Annotated in this window: 12 protein-coding genes and 3 tRNA genes; 10 read left to right on the top strand and 5 right to left on the bottom strand. The window is 68.9% G+C overall.

What is annotated here, in order from left to right; all coding sequences use genetic code 11:
- The first annotated feature begins 93 nt into the window (after positions 1-93).
- Positions 94-627: an inorganic diphosphatase gene (locus ABD206_RS12090; protein WP_344072896.1), complete on the top strand. Its 534-nt coding sequence runs from the start codon at positions 94-96 to the stop codon at positions 625-627.
- Positions 628-693: 66 nt separating this feature from the next.
- On the opposite strand, the gene ABD206_RS12085 is transcribed toward ABD206_RS12090, so the two are convergent.
- Both ABD206_RS12085 and ABD206_RS12080 read right to left on the bottom strand, forming a co-directional pair.
- Positions 694-2,058 carry a peptidoglycan DD-metalloendopeptidase family protein gene (locus ABD206_RS12085; RefSeq protein WP_425561203.1) on the bottom strand — a complete coding sequence of 455 codons (1,365 nt, stop codon included), beginning with the start codon at positions 2,056-2,058 and terminating at the stop codon, positions 694-696.
- A 78-nt stretch (positions 2,059-2,136) separates the two neighbouring features.
- Positions 2,137-3,885 carry a CocE/NonD family hydrolase gene (locus tag ABD206_RS12080; protein WP_344072892.1) on the bottom strand — a complete coding sequence of 583 codons (1,749 nt, stop codon included), beginning with the start codon at positions 3,883-3,885 and terminating at the stop codon, positions 2,137-2,139.
- Between the two features lie 169 nt (positions 3,886-4,054).
- Between ABD206_RS12080 and ABD206_RS12075 the strand changes: the two genes are divergently transcribed.
- From ABD206_RS12075 to ABD206_RS12035, 9 genes are all read left to right on the top strand, one after another.
- Positions 4,055-4,130 (top strand) — tRNA-Glu (locus ABD206_RS12075).
- A 33-nt stretch (positions 4,131-4,163) separates the two neighbouring features.
- Positions 4,164-4,237 (top strand) — tRNA-Asp (locus ABD206_RS12070).
- 66 nt (positions 4,238-4,303) lie between these two features.
- A tRNA-Phe gene (locus tag ABD206_RS12065) sits at positions 4,304-4,376 on the top strand.
- Positions 4,377-4,543: 167 nt separating this feature from the next.
- Positions 4,544-5,857, top strand: coding sequence for a threonine/serine exporter family protein (locus ABD206_RS12060; protein ID WP_344072890.1), 1,314 nt, complete (start codon positions 4,544-4,546; stop codon positions 5,855-5,857).
- A gap of 52 nt (positions 5,858-5,909) precedes the next feature.
- Positions 5,910-6,587: a DsbA family oxidoreductase gene (locus ABD206_RS12055; RefSeq protein WP_344072888.1), complete on the top strand. Its 678-nt coding sequence runs from the start codon at positions 5,910-5,912 to the stop codon at positions 6,585-6,587.
- Positions 6,588-6,769: 182 nt separating this feature from the next.
- Positions 6,770-8,137 carry an NtaA/DmoA family FMN-dependent monooxygenase gene (locus tag ABD206_RS12050; protein ID WP_344072886.1) on the top strand — a complete coding sequence of 456 codons (1,368 nt, stop codon included), beginning with the start codon at positions 6,770-6,772 and terminating at the stop codon, positions 8,135-8,137.
- A complete protein-coding gene (locus tag ABD206_RS12045) occupies positions 8,134-8,724 on the top strand; it encodes a helix-turn-helix domain-containing protein (RefSeq protein WP_344072884.1) in 591 nt (196 codons plus the stop codon). The genes ABD206_RS12050 and ABD206_RS12045 overlap by 4 nt, the downstream gene beginning before the upstream one ends.
- Before the next feature lie 3 nt (positions 8,725-8,727).
- Positions 8,728-9,930, top strand: a complete 1,203-nt coding sequence (locus ABD206_RS12040) for a trans-sulfuration enzyme family protein (protein WP_344072882.1) — start codon at positions 8,728-8,730, stop codon at positions 9,928-9,930.
- A 51-nt stretch (positions 9,931-9,981) separates the two neighbouring features.
- A complete protein-coding gene (locus ABD206_RS12035; protein ID WP_344072880.1) occupies positions 9,982-10,527 on the top strand; it encodes a 4'-phosphopantetheinyl transferase family protein in 546 nt (181 codons plus the stop codon).
- Here the strand turns inward: ABD206_RS12035 and ABD206_RS12030 are convergent.
- From ABD206_RS12030 to ABD206_RS12020, 3 genes are all read right to left on the bottom strand, one after another.
- On the bottom strand, positions 10,481-11,773 hold the full coding sequence (locus ABD206_RS12030) for a M1 family metallopeptidase (RefSeq protein ID WP_344072878.1): 1,293 nt from the start codon (positions 11,771-11,773) through the stop codon (positions 10,481-10,483). The two genes, ABD206_RS12035 and ABD206_RS12030, sit on opposite strands and share 47 nt — an antisense overlap.
- Entirely contained in the window at positions 11,773-15,717 is a 3,945-nt protein-coding gene (locus ABD206_RS12025) for a Pls/PosA family non-ribosomal peptide synthetase (protein WP_344072876.1), read from the bottom strand. The genes ABD206_RS12030 and ABD206_RS12025 overlap by 1 nt, the downstream gene beginning before the upstream one ends.
- 85 nt (positions 15,718-15,802) lie before the next feature.
- Positions 15,803-17,503, bottom strand: a complete 1,701-nt coding sequence (locus tag ABD206_RS12020) for an AMP-binding protein (protein WP_344072874.1) — start codon at positions 17,501-17,503, stop codon at positions 15,803-15,805.
- Positions 17,504-17,581: the final 78 nt, after the last annotated feature.

Here is a 17,581-nt window from a genome sequence, read left to right as displayed (position 1 = left end):
CGCGCACCTAGCCTGAGTACGGCAGGGGGATGCGCCGATACTGGGGCGACTAGGCTGGTGCGCGGCATTCTCACCGATCAAGGAGCACACAGCATGGGCGCGTACGACGCCGTCATCGAGATTCCGCGCGGCAGCCGCGTGAAGTACGAGGTCGACCACGGCACCGGCCGGGTCTTCCTCGACCGCATCCTCTACACCGTGTTCGGTTACCCCGCGAACTACGGCTTCTTCGAGAACACCCTCGGCGAAGACGGCGACCCGCTCGACGTGCTCGTGCTGCTCGATCGCGACCTCTACCCCGGGATCGTCGCTTCGGTACGCCCGGTCGGCGTGCTCAAGATGAGCGATGAAGCCGGCGGCGACGACAAGGTGGTGGCCGTTTTGGCCAAGGACCCCCGTTGGGCGCACATCCAGGATGTCGAGGACATCGCCGAGTACACGAAGAAGGAGATCGCGCACTTCTTCGAGCACTACAAGGACCTCGAGCCGAACAAGTGGGTCAAGGTCGACGAGTGGGCCAACGCCGCCGAGGCCGAGCGCCTGGTCGCCGAAGCTTTCACGCGCTTCGAGGAGCACGAGGGCCAGACCGCCACGCAGGGCGAGGGCGCGTCCCCCAGCACCCGCTGATCAGACGCAGAGAAGCCGCGGTATCCCGAAAGGATGCCGCGGCTTCATCGTTTCGGCAGTGACAGGTCAGACGGAGACGCCGCGCGCGGCGAGGTAGTCGATCGGGTTGATCGGGTACCCGTTCTGGTAGACCTCGAAGTGCAGGTGGTAGCCGGTGCTGGCGCCGGTCGTTCCGACCCCGGCGATCACCTGACCGGCCCCCACCCATGACCCGTAGCCGACGTACAGAGCGCCGTTGTCGATGTGGGCGTAGCCCGTGCCGATACCGCCACCATGGTCGATGCGGATGTAGTTGCCGTAGCTGCCGTTCCAGCCGGCGTAGGTGACCTGGCCGGTCTGCGCAGCATAGATCGGAGTGCGCCACCCACTGGCGAGGTCGACGCCGTAGTGGAAGGGGTTGGTGCAGTACCCGCCCGAGCAGATGACCGTGCGCGGCCCGTAGCCGGCCGAGCGCCATCCGCCCGAGGGTCGGCACCATCCGGAGCTGCTGACGACGCCGCCGCCGTTGTTGGCTGCTTCCTCAGCGGCCTTCGCTGCCGCCGCCGCCGCCGCGGCTGCCGCCGCCTCTGCCGCCTTGCGTCGCGCTTCGACACCCGCCTCGTAGCCGGCGACGGTTGCCGCAGTGTCGTCCTTGAGCGCAGCGAGCTGGGCTTCGAGATCGTCGAGGTGTGCGTTCTGGTTGTCGAGCGCCGTCTGCGCGGCGACGGCCGCTTCCTGCGCCGCGACCATCTTGGCCTCGGCCTCTTGCTGCAGTCGGTCCCGCTCGGCGCGCGCGGCCTCTGCCTGATCGCTGAGGCTCTGGGCGGTGTCGCGGGCGGTGACCGCCTCCGCGTACACGGTCTGGTTGCGCTCGAGCAGCTTGTCCATCGTGCCCAGGCGCGCGAGCAGATCGTCGGCTGTGGCCGCGGAACCTGAGAAGAACAGTTCCAAAGCGGTGTCGTCTCCGCCGTCGCGGTAGAGCTGGGCGGCGATACGCCCCGCCTTCTGCGCAGACTCCAGGGCAAGCGCCGCCTGCTCATCGGCTTGGGCCTGCAGGTCGTCTGCCCGCTTGGCGGCATCGAAGAAGGCCTGCTGCGCCTCGTAGAACTCGTCGGAGGTGCGCTGAGCCTCTGCCTGTGCGGCCGCGACCTCGGCGGTGAGGGTGTTGATGAGGCCCTCGATCTTGGTGACTTCGGCGGCTTTCGCCGCCTCGCTGGCCTTCGCCGCCTCGACGTCTTCCCAACTCGGGTAGCTCTCTGCGAACGCCGGAGCAACGGCGAACGTCGTCGCTCCGCCCGCCAGCAACAGCCCGCCGAGGGCACCGAAACCGAGTGCGCGGCGGCGCGAGATCTCGGGAAGGACCAGCCGGCGCTCTCGCTCGATCAGCTTCTTCTCCCGCTCGGAGGGTGCACAGTCACACTCTTCGGGGTTCGAATGAGAGTCCACCGGCACCTCCTTCACACACGGACTGCACCAGGCTAACCCCGAACCTCGGGATGAAGGTTGATGTACGTGCGGGGTGTCGGTTCCTCAACCGAGCCAAGGGTCCCCCGCTGCGGCATCCTCGCCGGGTGTGGGCCGCGTGAGCACGCGCAACAGCGCAGGGTTGTCGGGACCGGTGTGGATGACGGCAGCGCCGCGGCGCTGCGCGCGGTAGCCCGCCGGGAACTGGCCCGTGAAGGGGTTGCGGCTGTGGTGCCACTTCCCGCGCACCACGAGGCGCAGCTCGTCGCCGGCACGCATCCGGGTCGCGTGCTCGCGCAACTCGATGTCGACGGGAACGACATCCCCGGGGCTCAGTCGCGTGAGGTCGTCGAAGCGGTGGACCGGGAGCAGCGGCGTCGCCAGGTTGGGGTCCGGCGCGCGGTAGCCCGCACGCTGCCACCCGTAGGACATCCACGCTCGATCGAACCCGAACGAGCCCTCGAAAGGAACGACCTGTCCGGCGCTGATCTTGCGCAGGCCCACGAAAAGACTGAGGTCCGGGCACCCCTCCACACTGAGGAACAGTCGCAGGGCAGCGGGCCCGATGATGTCGGTGTCCTCCGCGAGCCTCCAGCGCCACTCCAGTCCGGGCCCGCGCAACCTGAGTCGCGACGCGGCGGGGGTGAGGACGGATCCTTCCGACAGGGTGCCGCTCGCGACATCCAAGCACAGCTCGCGCACGGTGAGCCCCGCCGGCGGCCAGGAGGCCTCACCGCTCACGGCGGCCGGCGCGGCCCCCGTCTCGTGCACGGCCAGCCGTACCGACGGCAGCGCGTCCCATCCGTTGTCGAGGCCGCGCAGGGTGTGATCGAAGAACCGTGCACGCACCTGCGCGGCCTCCTGCCCGTAGTAGGTGGACCACTTGCCCCCGCGGTGCGTGTACAGCCACTTCGGTGCGGGATCGGCCGCCGCCTCACCTACCCGGCGGAAAGCCTCGAACGACCCGCGCGAGTGCAGGTTGTGATCCGAGAAGCTGCCGCACACCAACATCGGCACCGCGATCTTCTCGATCTCGGGCGTGCGCTCGCGGTACCACGCATCACGCGTCGGGTGAGCGGCGAGCGCGCGACGAAGGGGCGGTGTGAGCCGTGCCGCGCGCGAGGTGAGCACCGCCCACATCACCGAGAAGCCGTTCTCCCGCACCCCGCCAGGCCACACGAAGTCGCGGTACAGGTCGGTGAAGCCTTCCCACGGGCAGATCGCCGCCAGGTGCTCCGGATTGCGGGAGGCGACGCCATACTGCGAGAGCGCGAGGTAGGAGACCCCCTCCAGGCCGACTTTGCCTGTCGACCATGGCTGCGTTCCCGCCCACGAGATCAGGTCCTCGTAGTCGTCGGCCTCCTGGGCGCTGAACAGCTCCCCCGTGCCGTCGGAGGCTCCGGCGCCACGGGCATCGGCGTTGATGACGGCGTACCCCCGCGGCACCCAGAACGCGGGGTCGGGAGCCTCCCATCCGGTCCAGGCCGAACAATGCACCGTCTCGGGCTGCGGCATGATGCGGTACTGGCGGTTGATCCCCCGCCCGCTGCGCGTGTTCGCCGGGATGGCGTCCTTCCCATACGGGTGGGCAGAGAGGATCACCGGTACCGGCTCGGTCCCGGTGGGGCGATAGACGTTCACCCGCAGATTCGCGCCGTCTCGCGTGGGGACCGCAACGTTGTTCTCGACGACCCACTCGGGTGCAGCATTCGAAACCACGACACGCGGATGCCGCAACAATCGCATCCGCCGCGCGACCCGCCCCCACACCCATGACGGTGACGCGCGAAAACGCTCCGGGCTGGGGGTCGGCATGGTCCGAAGGTAGCGAGAGCTGAGTGGATCCGCGAGGCAATTCGTGTCGACTGACGGTGGGCGCTCCCGGGGTCCAGCGTCGATTGGCGTATCCGCCAGGGATTGCGTATGCTTGAGCGTCGGTAAGCGTGAGCGCCGGAGTCCTCTGGACACTGGAGTTTCGACATCCGGCCCCATCGTTTAGTGGCCTAGGACGCCGCCCTTTCACGGCGGTAGCACGGGTTCGAATCCCGTTGGGGTCACCACACAACTAAATACTCATGTGGAAACACACACATGGCCCTGTAGCGCAGTTGGTTAGCGTGCCGCCCTGTCACGGCGGAGGTCGCGGGTTCAAGTCCCGTCAGGGTCGCTCCGAGCGACAAGCCCTTCTCGGAGGGCTTTTCGTTTTCGGGCGTGGCATTCTCGGATGCCACGCGGCTCTGTAGCTCAGTTGGTAGAGCGTTCGACTGAAAATCGAAAGGTCACCGGATCGATGCCGGTCGGAGCCACAAGGGTGATCGTTACAGTCACCCCAGGAACCCTCGCGTAGCTTCTACATCGCGGGGGTTTCGTTTTGCCCACGGGCAACACTCGCGGGCCCACGGTGAGCAAGACCAGCGCCCACCGCGCGCTAGCGTTCAAGAGAGCAGCGGCACACAGCGAGGAGAAGAACCGGATGGCGCGCACACCTCGACTCCTCGACCGCATCCGCGGTGCGTTGAGCGCCTTCCGCCGCCCCGCCCAACCGGTGGTACCTCCCACTGCCGAGGGGCTGCCAGAGATGCTCGGAGAGGTCGGTGCCGCGCTCCTCGCCGCGTCGCAGGCCACGAGTGATGTGCGCGATACGCTGCTCGACCTGGCGGGCAGATATGGCCGAACCGACCTGCGGGTGATCGTCCTGCCCACTCTCGTGATGATCGAGGACACGAGCACAGTGCCCTCGCACATGTCGACGTTCGCCGTCTCGCGCGATCCGCTCCGACTTGATCAGGCGGGAGCGCTCGAGCAGATCGTCCGCCGCGCGTACGAGGAGCGCCCCTCGCCCGCCGAGGTCCTGGCGCAGGTCACGGAAGGGGGTACGACCCCGCCGCGTTTCGGGGCGGCTGTACGGGTGCTCGGCTATGCCCTCCTGACGGTTGGATTCGGCCTCGTCCTCAATCCCACGCTCGAGGCGATCCCGGTGTACGTCATTCTGGGGATCGCGGTCGGAATCATCGCGCGCATCGGCACGCGCTTCCCCACCCTGGCTCTCATCCTTCCGGTGGCCACAGCCTTCGCCGTCACGGTGGCGGTCTCGCTGCTTGCCACCCCACTCGTTCCCGACGATGTGCTGCGTCTGGTCGCCCCGGCTCTGGTCTCCTTCCTGCCGGGCCTCACCCTGACGATCGCCGCCGTCGAGCTGACCGCCGGAGAAGTCATCGCCGGCGCCAGCCGCATGGTCTACGGGATCGCTCGACTGGGCCTTCTTGCCTTCGGGGTCTTCGCCGGACTCACCGTCGCCGACAGCTCGGGAACGACCGCCGCGAACCCAGCCCACCTGGGGGCGTGGGCGCCATGGCTGGGAATCGCATTCGTGAGCATCGGCTACTACCTCTACGCGGTCGCGCCCCGCCGGTCACTCCTGTGGATCGCCTACGCGCTGGTCGTCGCCTACGCCGCACAGCTGCTCGGCAATCTGCTCCTCGGCGCAGAGCTCTCGGGACTGGTCGGGGCGCTGCTCGTCATCCCCGCCGTGCAACTGGCAGGTCGCCTGCGCTCCGCGCCACCCCGCGCCGTGATGCTCACGTGTGCGTATTGGCTGCTCGTTCCCGGCGCAATGGGTTTCATCGGCGTCGGCGAAGCGACAGCGGGTGCGTCGGGAGCGGCCGACACGCTGGTGCAGACGTTCGTCTCGCTCGCGGCGATTGCGATCGGCATGATGCTCGGCGCCGGTCTCACCAAGGATGCCGCCGCCGTCGCCCGCGGGTGGAAAACCGGGTCGTCGACCTGAGCGTCCTCGGCGCCGGTGGAATACCGGTTCCCGCGAGGGGGTTGGAACGGGAGTGACTGAGACTTCCCCCACCCCGTCCCATGCCGCCCCCGTCAAGGTCGATGTCTGGTCCGATGTGCAGTGCCCGTGGTGCTACATCGGCAAGCGCCGCTTCGAGAAGGCCGTCGCCGCCTCCGGCATCCCGGTCGAGATCGAGTACCACTCCTTCGAGCTCGCACCCGACACCCCGGTCGACTACGAGGGAACCCCGGTGCAGTACCTCGCCGAGCGCAAGGGCATCTCGCCCGCGCAGGTAGCCGAGATGCTCGCGAATATCACCGACATCGCCGCCGATGAGGGCCTGTCCTACGATTACGACCACATCCACCAGACCAACACCATCAAGGCGCACGAGCTGCTGCACTTTGCGAAGGCGAAGGGCCGCCAGGCCGAAATGAAGGAAGCGCTACTCAAGGCCTACTTCGTCGACGGAGAGCACGTCGGCCGGGTCGCCGACCTCGCCGACCTCGCCTCGGGGCTCGGCTTCGATCGCGCAGAGGTGACCCGCGCACTCGAGTCGGGCGAATACACCGCCGCCGTCAAAGCGGATGTCGCGCAGGCGGCCGCGTACGGCATCCAAGGTGTGCCCTTCTACGTCTTCGAGGACAAATACGGGGTCTCAGGCGCCCAGCCGAGCGAGACCTTCGTCCAGGTGCTGGAGCAGGTCGCCGGCGAAAAGGTCCCGGCATGAGCACACCTGAACCGACCGGCACGACACCGGCGCTCACGCTGATCGGCGGCGCCGCGATGGCGTGCGAGGGCGACGCGTGCCTCCTCCCGCAACCGACAGACGAGGATGTCTGACTCCAACGTTCACGCGAACGAAACAGGTGGGTGATAACTTCTACTAATCACTCACCCGGAGGAGACCCCGTGCCGAAGCAGATCGTCCTCGGAGCTTTCGAGATCATGGCCCCCACGTTCCTGACGAACGCCTGGAGTCACCCCGACGCTCATCCTGAGCGCTTCACCGACCTCGCCAGCTGGCAACAGCTCGCCCGCGAGCTCGAAGACGGCGGATTCGACTTCCTCTTCTTCGCCGAGGCGCTGGGATACCCGATGGACGACAACGGCGTGGCCAGCCCCACCGCGATCCGCGAGGGCGTGCAGTTCCCCGTCATGGAGCCGCTCTCGATCGTCACGGGCCTTGCCGCGGTGACCGATCGCTTGGGCTACGTCGTCACGACATCCACCACTGCCGAGCGCCCCTTCACGAACGCTCGCCGCTTCTCCACGGTCGACCATCTCACGAACGGCCGCATCGGCTGGAACATCGTGACCTCCGACAACGCACAGGCGACGATGAAGCTGCTCGGTGGCAACGGTGTCATCCCCCACGACGAGCGCTATGCCCGCGCCGACGAGTTCGTCGATCTGTCCATGAAGCTCTGGGAGGGCTCGTGGGAGGACGGCGCGCTGGTGATGGACAAGGCCACGCGCACCATGGTCGACCAAGACCGCCTCCACGAGGTGCACTATCAGGGCGAGTACTTCGCTCTCGACGGCTACTACCCGATCCCCCCGTCGCCGCAGCGCACCCCCACCCTGTTCCAGGCCGGCGCCTCGCCCCGTGGGCGCAACTTCGCCGCGCGCATCGCGGAGTGCATCTTCATCCAGGAGCGCACGATCGAGGCGGGAGCCGCGCTCGTCGCCGACCTGCGCGAGCGCGCGCGCCTGGCAGGACGCGACGGCGGCGACGTGAACATCGTGAACAACCTCTCGGTGATCGTCGCCGACACCGCCGAGGAAGCCCAGGAGAAGCGCCGGGCCCTCACCACCACCCCCACTCGCGAGGCGATGGCAGCCCTGTTCCTCGGCTGGAGTGGTGTGGATCTGCTGCAGTTCGACCCGGCGATCTCGCTGGCCGAGGTGAAAACCGAGGTCGGGCAGTCGCTGCTCAAGCAGTACCAGGACCCGAACCTCACCGTCGGCGAGGTGATGGACCACCTCCGCGACACGATGGGCGGATACAAGGTCACCGGCACCCCCGAGCAGGTCGCCGACGAGATCGTCGAGATCGTCGAGGGCACCGACGTGGACGGATTCCTCTTCGACCACGGCGCCGGCGGTGTCGAAGCCTACCGGCCGTTCCTGCACGAGGTGATGCCGCTGCTGCGCGAGCGCGGCATCCTCCCCGAGGAACCGCGTCGCGGCACTCTGCGAGAAATGCTCACCGGCGGCGGCTCTCGCCTTCCCGATTCGCACCCGGGCGCCACGTTCCGCGTACCCTCGGCCACGTGAGCACACCGACCCCGGAGAAGGACGCGGCACTGTCGGAAGACCTCGGCGCGCGTCTGCGGGAGGCACGTGAGGCGGCTGGCATGTCCATGCGCGCCCTCGCGCGCTCGAGCGGGGTCAGCCAGCCGTTCCTGAGCCTCGTGGAGCGGGGGCAGTCGGCTCCGTCACTGTCCACGCTGTACCGCATCGCCGGTGCGCTGGGCGTCGCCCCGACGACCCTCATGCCCGCCGAGGATGCTGCCCGGCACCCCGCGACCGGCACGGTTTCGTACCTCCGACACGGGGAAGGCCGACGACTTCCGGTGGCGGACTCCGCAAACTCCGCCACCGGAGTGGTTCTCAGCGCCCATCCGCACCTCGAAGTGGTCGAGTACGACGTCAGTCCGGGTGAAGACCTCGGGGAGTGGTTCTCCTCACCGGGAATTCTCACTCTCACCGTCCTGAGCGGTCAGCTCACCGTCGAGGTCGACGGCGAGGGCGCCTGGGATCTGGCCGCCGGGGATGCCCTCACACATCCCTCGCACATTCCTCACAAGTGGACGGCGAACCCGACCACCGGCGCCCACATGGTCCTCTCGATCGCGCGCTGAGCCATGACCGACCGTCCCGATCGCATGGATGCCGGCACCCTCGGCGACCTGAGCGCCGCCGTTCACGCGGGCAAGACCATGGACAGCACTCGGGCGCTGCGCACCCCGCTGGTCATGGCGAACTCGTTCGAGCTGCCGGAAGACCCCAGCGACATCAGCTGGTCGGCGACGGCGCCCGGACTGTACACGCGCAACTCCGGCGTGAACCAGGTCGCCCTCGAGGAGAAGCTCGCGGCACTCGAGGACGGTGAGGAGGCCGTGACCCTGGCCAGCGGTGTCGCCGCCCTCCACGCTGTCTTCTTCACCCACGTACGGCGTGGCGATCACGTCCTCGTGAGCGATGTCACCTACGAGGCGACGTGGCGCCTGTGGTCGGAGCTGTTGCCCGCGCGCTACGGGCTCGCGGCCACATTCGTCGACATGTCGAATCTGGATGCCGTCCGTGCCGCCCTGAGGCCTGAGACGCGCCTACTCTGCGTGGAACCCATCGCCAATCCCACCACCAAGGTCGCCGACATCGCGGCGCTGGCCGCGCTCGCACACGAGGCGGACGCGCTGCTGATGGTCGACTCGACGTTCACACCACCCCCGTTCTACCGCCCCCTCTCCGACGGTGCCGACCTCGTGGTCCACTCTCTGACGAAGTACATCAACGGACACGGCGACGCGATGGGCGGTGCGGTGATCGGCCGCTCCGAGCTGATCGGGCCGATCAAAGCAGACGCCATGGTGGATGTCGGCGGCGTGATCTCGCCGTTCAATGCGTGGCAGATCGTCCGCGGCTCGGTGACCCTGCCGTTGCGCCTTCGCCAGCATCTGACCTCCGCACACGCCGTCGCCGCTGCGCTCGAGGGCGACCCGCGGGTCGCCTATCTCTTCTACCCGGGCCTGCCGTCGCATCCGCAGCACGAGCTCGCCGCGACGCAGTTCGCCGGGAGGGGCTTCGGCGCGATGATGGCGCTCGCCGTCGACGGCGACCCCGACACGCAGAACCGGTTCGTCGCGAACCTGCGCCTGATCACCTCGGGGTTCTCCCTCGGCCACGACGACTCGCTCATCGTCCATACGGGAACGGACGGCCCCCGGGTGGCGACCTATCCGGAACCGTTCCGGCGGCTCGGCCACCTGCGCCTGTCCGTCGGACTCGAAGACACCGACGATCTCATCGCCGACCTGCGCGCCGCGCTGGACGCGACGTTCTCGTAGCCGGATCAGTCCCGCGCTAGCCTCTCGAAGGGGCACGCGAGCGGAGGGTCCGTGGGAATCGAGTTCGGTACGGCGGCCGCGGCCGGCCGTGGGGACGCCGCATCACGGCATCTGCTCGTCGACCTTGCGCACAGGGTCACCCTCGATCACGGTGCACCCATCGTCGTCCGTAGCGCGCCCTGCACCGACTGCGGACGGGCGCACGGCGCACCGCTGGTCACCGGGGCCTCCCGTCCCCTGTGGGCGAGCCTCACCCACGCCGCAGGGTTGGCGATTGCCGTCGTCAGCGACGAACGGCCGGTCGGCATCGACGCCGAGCCACGCAGCCAGCCCGCGACGCGCACGCGGGACATCGCTCGGCTCCTCGGCACCGGACAGGATGTCGCGATCGAGCGATGGACACAGATCGAGGCGGTCCTCAAAGCCGACGGGCGGGGCCTGCGCGTCGACCCTGGACGGGTCCGGGTTGAGGGCACCGCCGCCGAGCTGGAGGGCGTGGACTACGCCCTGACCTCCCCGTGCATCGCCGGAGTACCGGACGATGTGATCGTCACGTGCGCGGAAGGCGGGGCAGCGGCGGCAGCGTCAGCTCCGTAAGCCACGCGTCGAAGAGCGTCGCGAGCGAGCACCCCGAGACCTCTTCGGCGAGTGCAATGAAATCAGCCGTCGTCGCGGTGCTCTCCCGGTATTCGTGCGTCCAGGCGTGCAGCAGCGCGAAGAAGTCCCGATCACCGATCGTGGCCCGGAGCGCGTGCAGCGTGATGGCGCCGCGCTTGTACACCCAGTCATCGAACATCTGGGCACGTCCGGGGTCAGCGAGCGGGTGCGAGACCTCCTTTAGCGCGCTGTAGTGGTCGCGGACGGATTCGTCGACGGGTTGACGCCCGCGATGATCGGCCCACAGCCACTCGGCGTAGCACGCGAACCCCTCGTTGAGCCAAATGTCCTTCCAGTCCGCCACACCTACGCTGTTGCCGAACCACTGGTGGGCAAGCTCGTGGGCGATGAGCCGCTCCCACGCCGGATCGGTGTGATTGACGCCGAAGGTCGCCATCCCCTGCGCCTCGAGCGGGATCTCGAGGTGGTCGGGTGTCACCACCACCGTGTACGACCCGAACGGGTACGCACCGAAGCTTTCGGCGAACAGGGCCATCATCGCGCCCATCCCCCCGAACGCCCTGCGCACCGCACGTCCCTCCTGCGCGGGATGGAAGATCGTCCCCGGCACCCCGGCGAGCGAGACGCGTGTCGACGCGTAGCGCCCGATGTGCAGTGCGGTGAGGTAGGTGGGGGTCGGATGCTGCTCGACGAATCGCCAGCGTTGCTGGGAGCCGACCTTCTTCTGCTCGACACGTCGACCGGTGGCGATCACCTCGTAGTCGGCATCCGTGGTGACGGTGATGTCGTAGCGTGCCTTGTCGGAGGGGCGGTCGTTGCACGGATACCACGTCGGCGCCCCCGTGGGCTGTGCTGCGACAGCGATGCCGTCGCCGAGTTCCTCCCACCCGACCGGCCCGAAGGGGCTTCGCCGCGGTCCGGGCTTTCCGGAGTACTCGACCCGCACTCGAAACTCAGCCCCGTCTGAGATCGGGCTGGTCGGCGTGATGGTGAGGACGGCGCCACGGTGCGTGTACTTGGCGGGCTTGGCCCCGTCGACCCGCACCCGGGAGACCTGCAGACCTGCCAGATCGAGACGGATCTTCTTCAGCGGCGCGTGGGCGACCGCATCGATCTTCGCGACGCCATCGAGCCGATTCGTCGCCACCCGGTAGGCGATGTCGAGCGTGTAGCGGGTGACCCCGTAGGACTCGTCTCCGCTGTCGGGGAAATACGAGTCGGGCATCAGTGACCCGCCCCCGCGCGTGCCTGATAGCGCCGCGTCTTCACCGCGCGCCACGGGCCGATCGGATTGCCACTCCACCGCGTCCCCTCGGGCACCGTCTCTCCGCGCATGACGAGGGATGCCGGTCCCACAGTGGAGTGGGCGCCGATGGATGCCGCCGGGAGGACGACGCTGTGGGGGCCGAGCGTTGCTCCGGCAGCGAGGTGGACCTGGTCGAGACGCATGATCCGATCATGGAACAGATGCGTCTGAACCACACATCCGCGATTGACCGTGGCGCCGTCATCGAGCCGGGCGAGGTCGGCCTCCGGCAGCCAGTACGTCTCGATCCACACGCCGTGTCCGATCTTCGCCCCGAGGCTGCGCAGCCAGAGGGCCAGGGCGGGGGTGCCGGCGGCGGAATTGGCGAACCAGGGAGCGGCGACCATCTCGACGAACGTGTCCGACACCTCGGTCCGCCACACGAAAGACGACCACAGCGGGTGCTCTCCGACACGGATGCGCCCCACGAGCGCCCACTTCGCCGCGGTGCTCACGCCGGCGGCGAGGGCACCGGCGATCACCAGCACCGGCCCGGAGAGCACCCAGGTCCATCCCGGGCCGACCGCGACGAGCAGGCCCGACAGAGCTGCGACGACGCCGACGCCGAGGGCGGCGCCGACCAGCACCGGAACGAACCGGCACAGCTCCCACAGCGCCCGGGCGACCTTCAGGCCGGCTCTGGGCTGATAGGTGCGCTCGAGCTCTGCCTCGTCGACCGTGCGCTGCAGCCGCATCGCGGGTGAACCCAACCACGATGAGCCCGGCTTCGACTTGCGTGGAGCCGCCGAGAGCACCGCCACCAATGCATCGCGGGGCACGCCGTGGCCGGCCACGGCCATGCCGGAATTGCCGAGGAAGGCGCGTCGCCCGATCTCGACCTCGGCCAAGCGCATCCAGCCACCACCGAGCTCGTACCCGGCCACGAGCGTGTCATCCGCGAGGAAGGCTCCGTCGCGAATGGTGGTCATCTTCGGCAGCAATAACACCGTGGATGCCTCGACGTTGCGTCCGACCGTGGCACCCAGCATCCGCAGCCAGACCGGGGTGAACAGGCTCGAGTACAGCGGGAAGAGCAGGGTGCGCGACAGGTCCAGAACGCGTTCCGTGCTCCACGCCTGCCAGCCGACACGGCTGCGCACGGCGTAGGTGCCGGGCGTCATCCCGATCGCGAGAAGTCTGACCGCACCCACCACGAGCCCCGCGATGGCCACGCCCGCCACGATCGTCGCAGGTAGCAGAGTCAGCATCGCGATGCCGAACGCCGTGCCGAGCGTGGGCGCGCCCCGGATCGCGCTCAACACGATGAGCACGCCGATGCCGACACCGAGCACGGGCAGGAGCGAGAGTCCGATCGAGGACGCGGCGAACGCCCAAACCCACCCACGGCTGGACTCCGGGCGTGTCTGCGGCCACCAGCCGCGCGCCCGGCCGACCCGCACGGCGGGCGAACCCGCCCAGAGCTGCCCGGCGGGCACGCGGCCGAAGACAGAAGAGCCGGGGGCGATCTCCGCGCCCTTCCCGACCCGCGCTCCCGGGGCGAGGGTGCTGCGGGCACCGACCGTGGCGCCGGCACCGATGCGCACCCCGCCCAGGCGCAGGATGTCACCGTCGATCCACCACCCCGACAGGTCGACCTCGGGCTCGATGGCAGCGCCCTTGCCGATGGTGAGCATGCCGGTGATGGGAGGCAGCGTGTGCAGTTCGACGCCGCGGGCGATGCGCGCACCCAGGGCCCGCGCGTAGAGACCGATCCAGGGTGCCCCCGCGAGGCTCGCGGCGCCGACCTGGTGGGCTGCCTGCTCAGCAAGCCAGAGTCGCAGGTGCACCCCACCGCCGCGCGGATGGTCCCCGGCCTCCACACCGGTCAGCAGCGCCCGGGCGATGATCACCGCGATCGCCATCCGCCCGAAGGGCGTGGCGAACAGCACGAGCGCGATGACCACGAACCACAGCGGCGCGGTCGGGAGGACATCGAAGCCGGGGACCAGGTGCGCGAGCCATCCGACCGCGAGGATCGCAGCGATCCACCGGGCACCTCCGAGGATCGCCAGCGGCACTCCGAGGATGCTCTGCCAGATCTGCATCCGGCGCGGGGTGGGGACGGCACGGTGGAACTCGCGCGGGGTCTCGTCGGCGCGCTGATCCCACCCCCGCTCGGCGACGAACTCCGCCATCGCCCCCAGCCGCGGGTGCTCGTAGACGTCGGCAACGGTGAATTCGGGGACACGCTCGCGGATGCCGCTGACCAGCTGCGCGGCGGTGAGCGAGCCGCCCCCGAGGTCGAAGAAGTTGGCGTCTTCGTCGTCGATCGGGGTACCGAGCACCCGAGTCCACAGTTCGGCGAGTTCGCGCACGGACGGGTCGAGCGCGGATGCCGCGACTCCGGTGCCGTCGAGCGGCAACGGCCACGGCAGGGCGGCCTTGTCGACTTTGCCCGAGACCCGCACGGGCAGCTCGTCCATGATCGCGAGCATCGGCACCAGGGCGGCGGGGAGCTCTTCACGCAGGCGCACCAGCGCCATCGCGCGATCGAAGTCATCCGTGACCGTCAGATACCCGACGAGGACTGCGACCCCGGCATCGGTCTCGCGTACGGCGACCGCCGCCGCGGAGACGGCATCCAGCCCCTGCAGTGCGGCCTCGATCTCCCCCAGCTCGATGCGGCGACCGCCGACCTTGACCTGATCGTCCGCGCGCCCCTGAAAGACGAGTCCCTCCGAGTCGGCACGCACAAGATCACCGCTGCGATAGGCCCGCTCCCAGCCGAGACCGGCGTGGGGCGCGTATTTCTGCGCATCCTTCTCAGCATCGAGGTAGCGCGCGAGTCCGACGCCACCGATCACGAGCTCACCGACCTCACCCTCACCGACCTCGTGGCCGTCGGCATCCACGACCGCCAGGTCCCAGCCGTCCAACGGCAGGCCGATCCGGATCGGCGGGGTGCCGTCCATGAGCGCTGCACACGCGACCACGGTCGCCTCGGTCGGGCCGTAGGTGTTCCAGACTTCGCGCCCAGGCTGGGCCAGACGCGCGGCCAGCTCGGGCGGACAGGCTTCGCCGCCGAAGATCAGGAGGCGCACGTTCTCGACGGTGTCTGCCGGCCACAGCGCGGCGAGGGTCGGAACGGTGGAGACCACGGTGATTCCTCGAGCGACGAGCCACGGGCCGAGATCCATCCCGGTGCGAACGAGAGCGCGTGGAGCGGGCACGAGGCAGGCCCCCGACCTCCAGGCCAGCCACATCTCCTCGCATGAGGCATCGAACGCGACCGACAGCCCCGCGAGCACGCGGTCGCCGGGGCCGAGGGGCTCATCCTGCAAGAACAGTCGGGCCTCGGCATCCACGAACGCGGCGGCCGATCGGTGTTGCACGGCAACGCCTTTCGGCGTCCCGGTCGATCCGGACGTGAAGATGATCCAGGCGTCGTCGTCGAGACGGGGCGCCTCGATGATCGGCAGCGACGCGGTGTTGGGATGCGGGGTGTCTTCGCTGAGCACAGGCGCCGGCTCGGTACCGTCCGCTCGCCGGAAGCCTGCGTCGGTCAGAACTCCGACCACGCCCGCCTCGCCGAACACCAGCGCGGCACGCTCTTCGGGGTCGTCGGCATCGACCGGCACGTAGGCGGCGCCGGCGGTGAGGATACCGAGGATGCCGAGGTAGAGCGCGCGCGTGCCGGAGGTCATGCGGATGCCGACCCGGTCGCCGCGTCGCACGCCCGCCTCGCGCAGACGCGCCGCCAGCTCGATCGCGTGCGCGAGGGTCTCGCGGTAGCTGAGAGCCCCGTCGGCGTCCTCGAGCGCAGACGCATCCGGGTTCGCCGCCGTCGTCGCGCGCAACACATCCAGCAGTGTGCGGGCAGGGGGTGCGGCGTGGCCCCGGCGCAAGGGCGATGCGTCGGTCATGGTTCCTCCCCGATCGGCTCCGCATTCTTCCAGAGCGAGGTGAACGGGTGGGAGCGGCGCGGCGACGCCTTCGGATCGAGTGCGGCTACGCCTTCAGATCGGGGAAATCCGCCTCACGGAACTCCGTGTCGATGCGCGCGTCCGCGAGCTCCACCTCCCGCTCACGCAGCTCGACCCGGCGGATCTTCCCGGAGATCGTCTTCGGCAACTCGGCGAACTCCACCCGGCGCACGCGCATGTACGGCGGCATGTGCTCGCGGGCGTGCGCGAGGATACTGCGCGCGGTCTCCGCGTCGGAGGCCACCCCGCTCGCGAGGTGCACGTACGCCTTCACGACGTTCAGCCGCAGCGGGTCGGGCGCGCCGACGACGCCCGCCTCGGCGACAGCCGGGTGCTCGAGCAGGATCGATTCCACCTCGAAGGGCGAGACCTTGAAGTCACTCGCCTTGAACACGTCGTCGGTACGTCCGACGAAGGTCAGATAGCCGTCCGCATCCCGCACGGCGACATCACTCGTGTGGTAAAACCCGTCGTGCTCGACCTTCGCGGTGCGGTCCGGCTCGCCGATGTACCCGGGCGTGAGGTTCAGGGGGCGCACGGGGGTGGTCGGCAGGCAGATCTCGCCCTCCTCGGCGACCTCGCCGGTGACCGGGTCGATCAGCACGACCTCGACGCCGGGCAGAGGGTGCCCCATGGAGCCGGCCTTGATGGCGGTGCCGGGCGCGTTGCCGATGACGGCGGTCAGCTCGGTCTGGCCATAGCCGTCGCGGATCGGCAGTCCCCACCACCGCTGGATGGTCGAAATGACCTCGGGGTTCAGGGGCTCACCTGCGCCGAGCAGTTCCCGCATGCCCCGGGGCTTGCGCTCAAGGTCCGCCTGGATCAGCATCCGCCACACGGTCGGCGGCGCGCAGAAGGTGTTCACGCCGGCCTGGTCGAGCTGATCGACGAGCGCGACCGCGTCGAAGCGGCGGTAGTTGTAGACGAAGACCGTGGCCTCGGCGATCCACGGCGCGAAGAACAGGCTCCACGCGTGCTTGCCCCATCCCGGCGCCGAGATGGTCATGTGCACGTCTCCGGGCCGCACACCGATCCAGTACATCGTCGAGAGATGCCCGACCGGATACGAGAGATGGGTGTGCTCGACCATCTTGGGGCGGGAGGTCGTCCCGGAGGTGAAGTAGATGATCGACGCGTCGGTCGAATCGACCACGACGCCGGGGAGGGCATCCGATGCGGCATCCGCGTCACCGAACCGGTGCCAGCCGGCAGGGGCGTCGCCGACGCCGATGCGGATGAGGTCGACGCCGATCTCATCGAACTTTGCGGCATCGGCAGGGTCTGCGATGACGGCGCGAACCTCGGCGCGATCGAGACGCTCGGCGAGGTCCTCGGCGCTGAGCACGACGGAGGTCGGCAGGATGACCGCGCCGATCTTCATGATCGCGAGCATCGCCTCCCAGAGCTCGACGCGGTTGTCGATCATGAGCATGACGGCGTCACCCCGGCCGACGCCGATCGAACTCATCCAGTTCGCAACCTGGTTGGAGCGCACCCGCATCTGCTCATAGGTGCGGGAGGCCTCGGTGCCGTCTTCCTCGACGACACGCAGCGCGAGGGTGTCGTTGCCCTCGGCGATCGCGTCGAACCAGTCCACGGCCCAGTTGAAGTGGTCGCCGACATCCGGCCAGGTGAAGCCGGCGTGCGCGGCATCCAGATCGTGGGAGTTCTCGAGCAGGAAATCGCGCGCCTCGCGGTAGGCGAGGCCTGCGGCGGAATAGGGCATGAGGCCTTCGTTCTTCTGATGCGGCAGCAGCGCACGCCACCGCGGACAACCGCGCCAGTCTACGTCGCGCACCATACG

This window comes from Microbacterium sediminicola, from assembly GCF_039531125.1.
GTDB classification, from domain to species: domain Bacteria; phylum Actinomycetota; class Actinomycetes; order Actinomycetales; family Microbacteriaceae; genus Microbacterium; species Microbacterium sediminicola.
This window is presented reverse-complemented; position numbering and strand designations above follow the sequence as displayed.

Excerpts from the sequence above, each read along its gene's own strand:
- ABD206_RS12090 (WP_344072896.1), top strand. The coding sequence starts at position 94 with ATGGGCGCGTACGACGCCGTCATCGAGATTCCGCGCGGCAGCCGCGTG.
- ABD206_RS12080 (WP_344072892.1), bottom strand. The coding sequence starts at position 3,885 with ATGCCGACCCCCAGCCCGGAGCGTTTTCGCGCGTCACCGTCATGGGTG.
- ABD206_RS12060 (WP_344072890.1), top strand. The coding sequence starts at position 4,544 with ATGGCGCGCACACCTCGACTCCTCGACCGCATCCGCGGTGCGTTGAGC.
- ABD206_RS12040 (WP_344072882.1), top strand. The coding sequence starts at position 8,728 with ATGACCGACCGTCCCGATCGCATGGATGCCGGCACCCTCGGCGACCTG.
- ABD206_RS12030 (WP_344072878.1), bottom strand. The coding sequence starts at position 11,773 with ATGCCCGACTCGTATTTCCCCGACAGCGGAGACGAGTCCTACGGGGTC.
- ABD206_RS12025 (WP_344072876.1), bottom strand. The coding sequence starts at position 15,717 with ATGACCGACGCATCGCCCTTGCGCCGGGGCCACGCCGCACCCCCTGCC.
- ABD206_RS12020 (WP_344072874.1), bottom strand. The coding sequence starts at position 17,503 with ATGCCCTATTCCGCCGCAGGCCTCGCCTACCGCGAGGCGCGCGATTTC.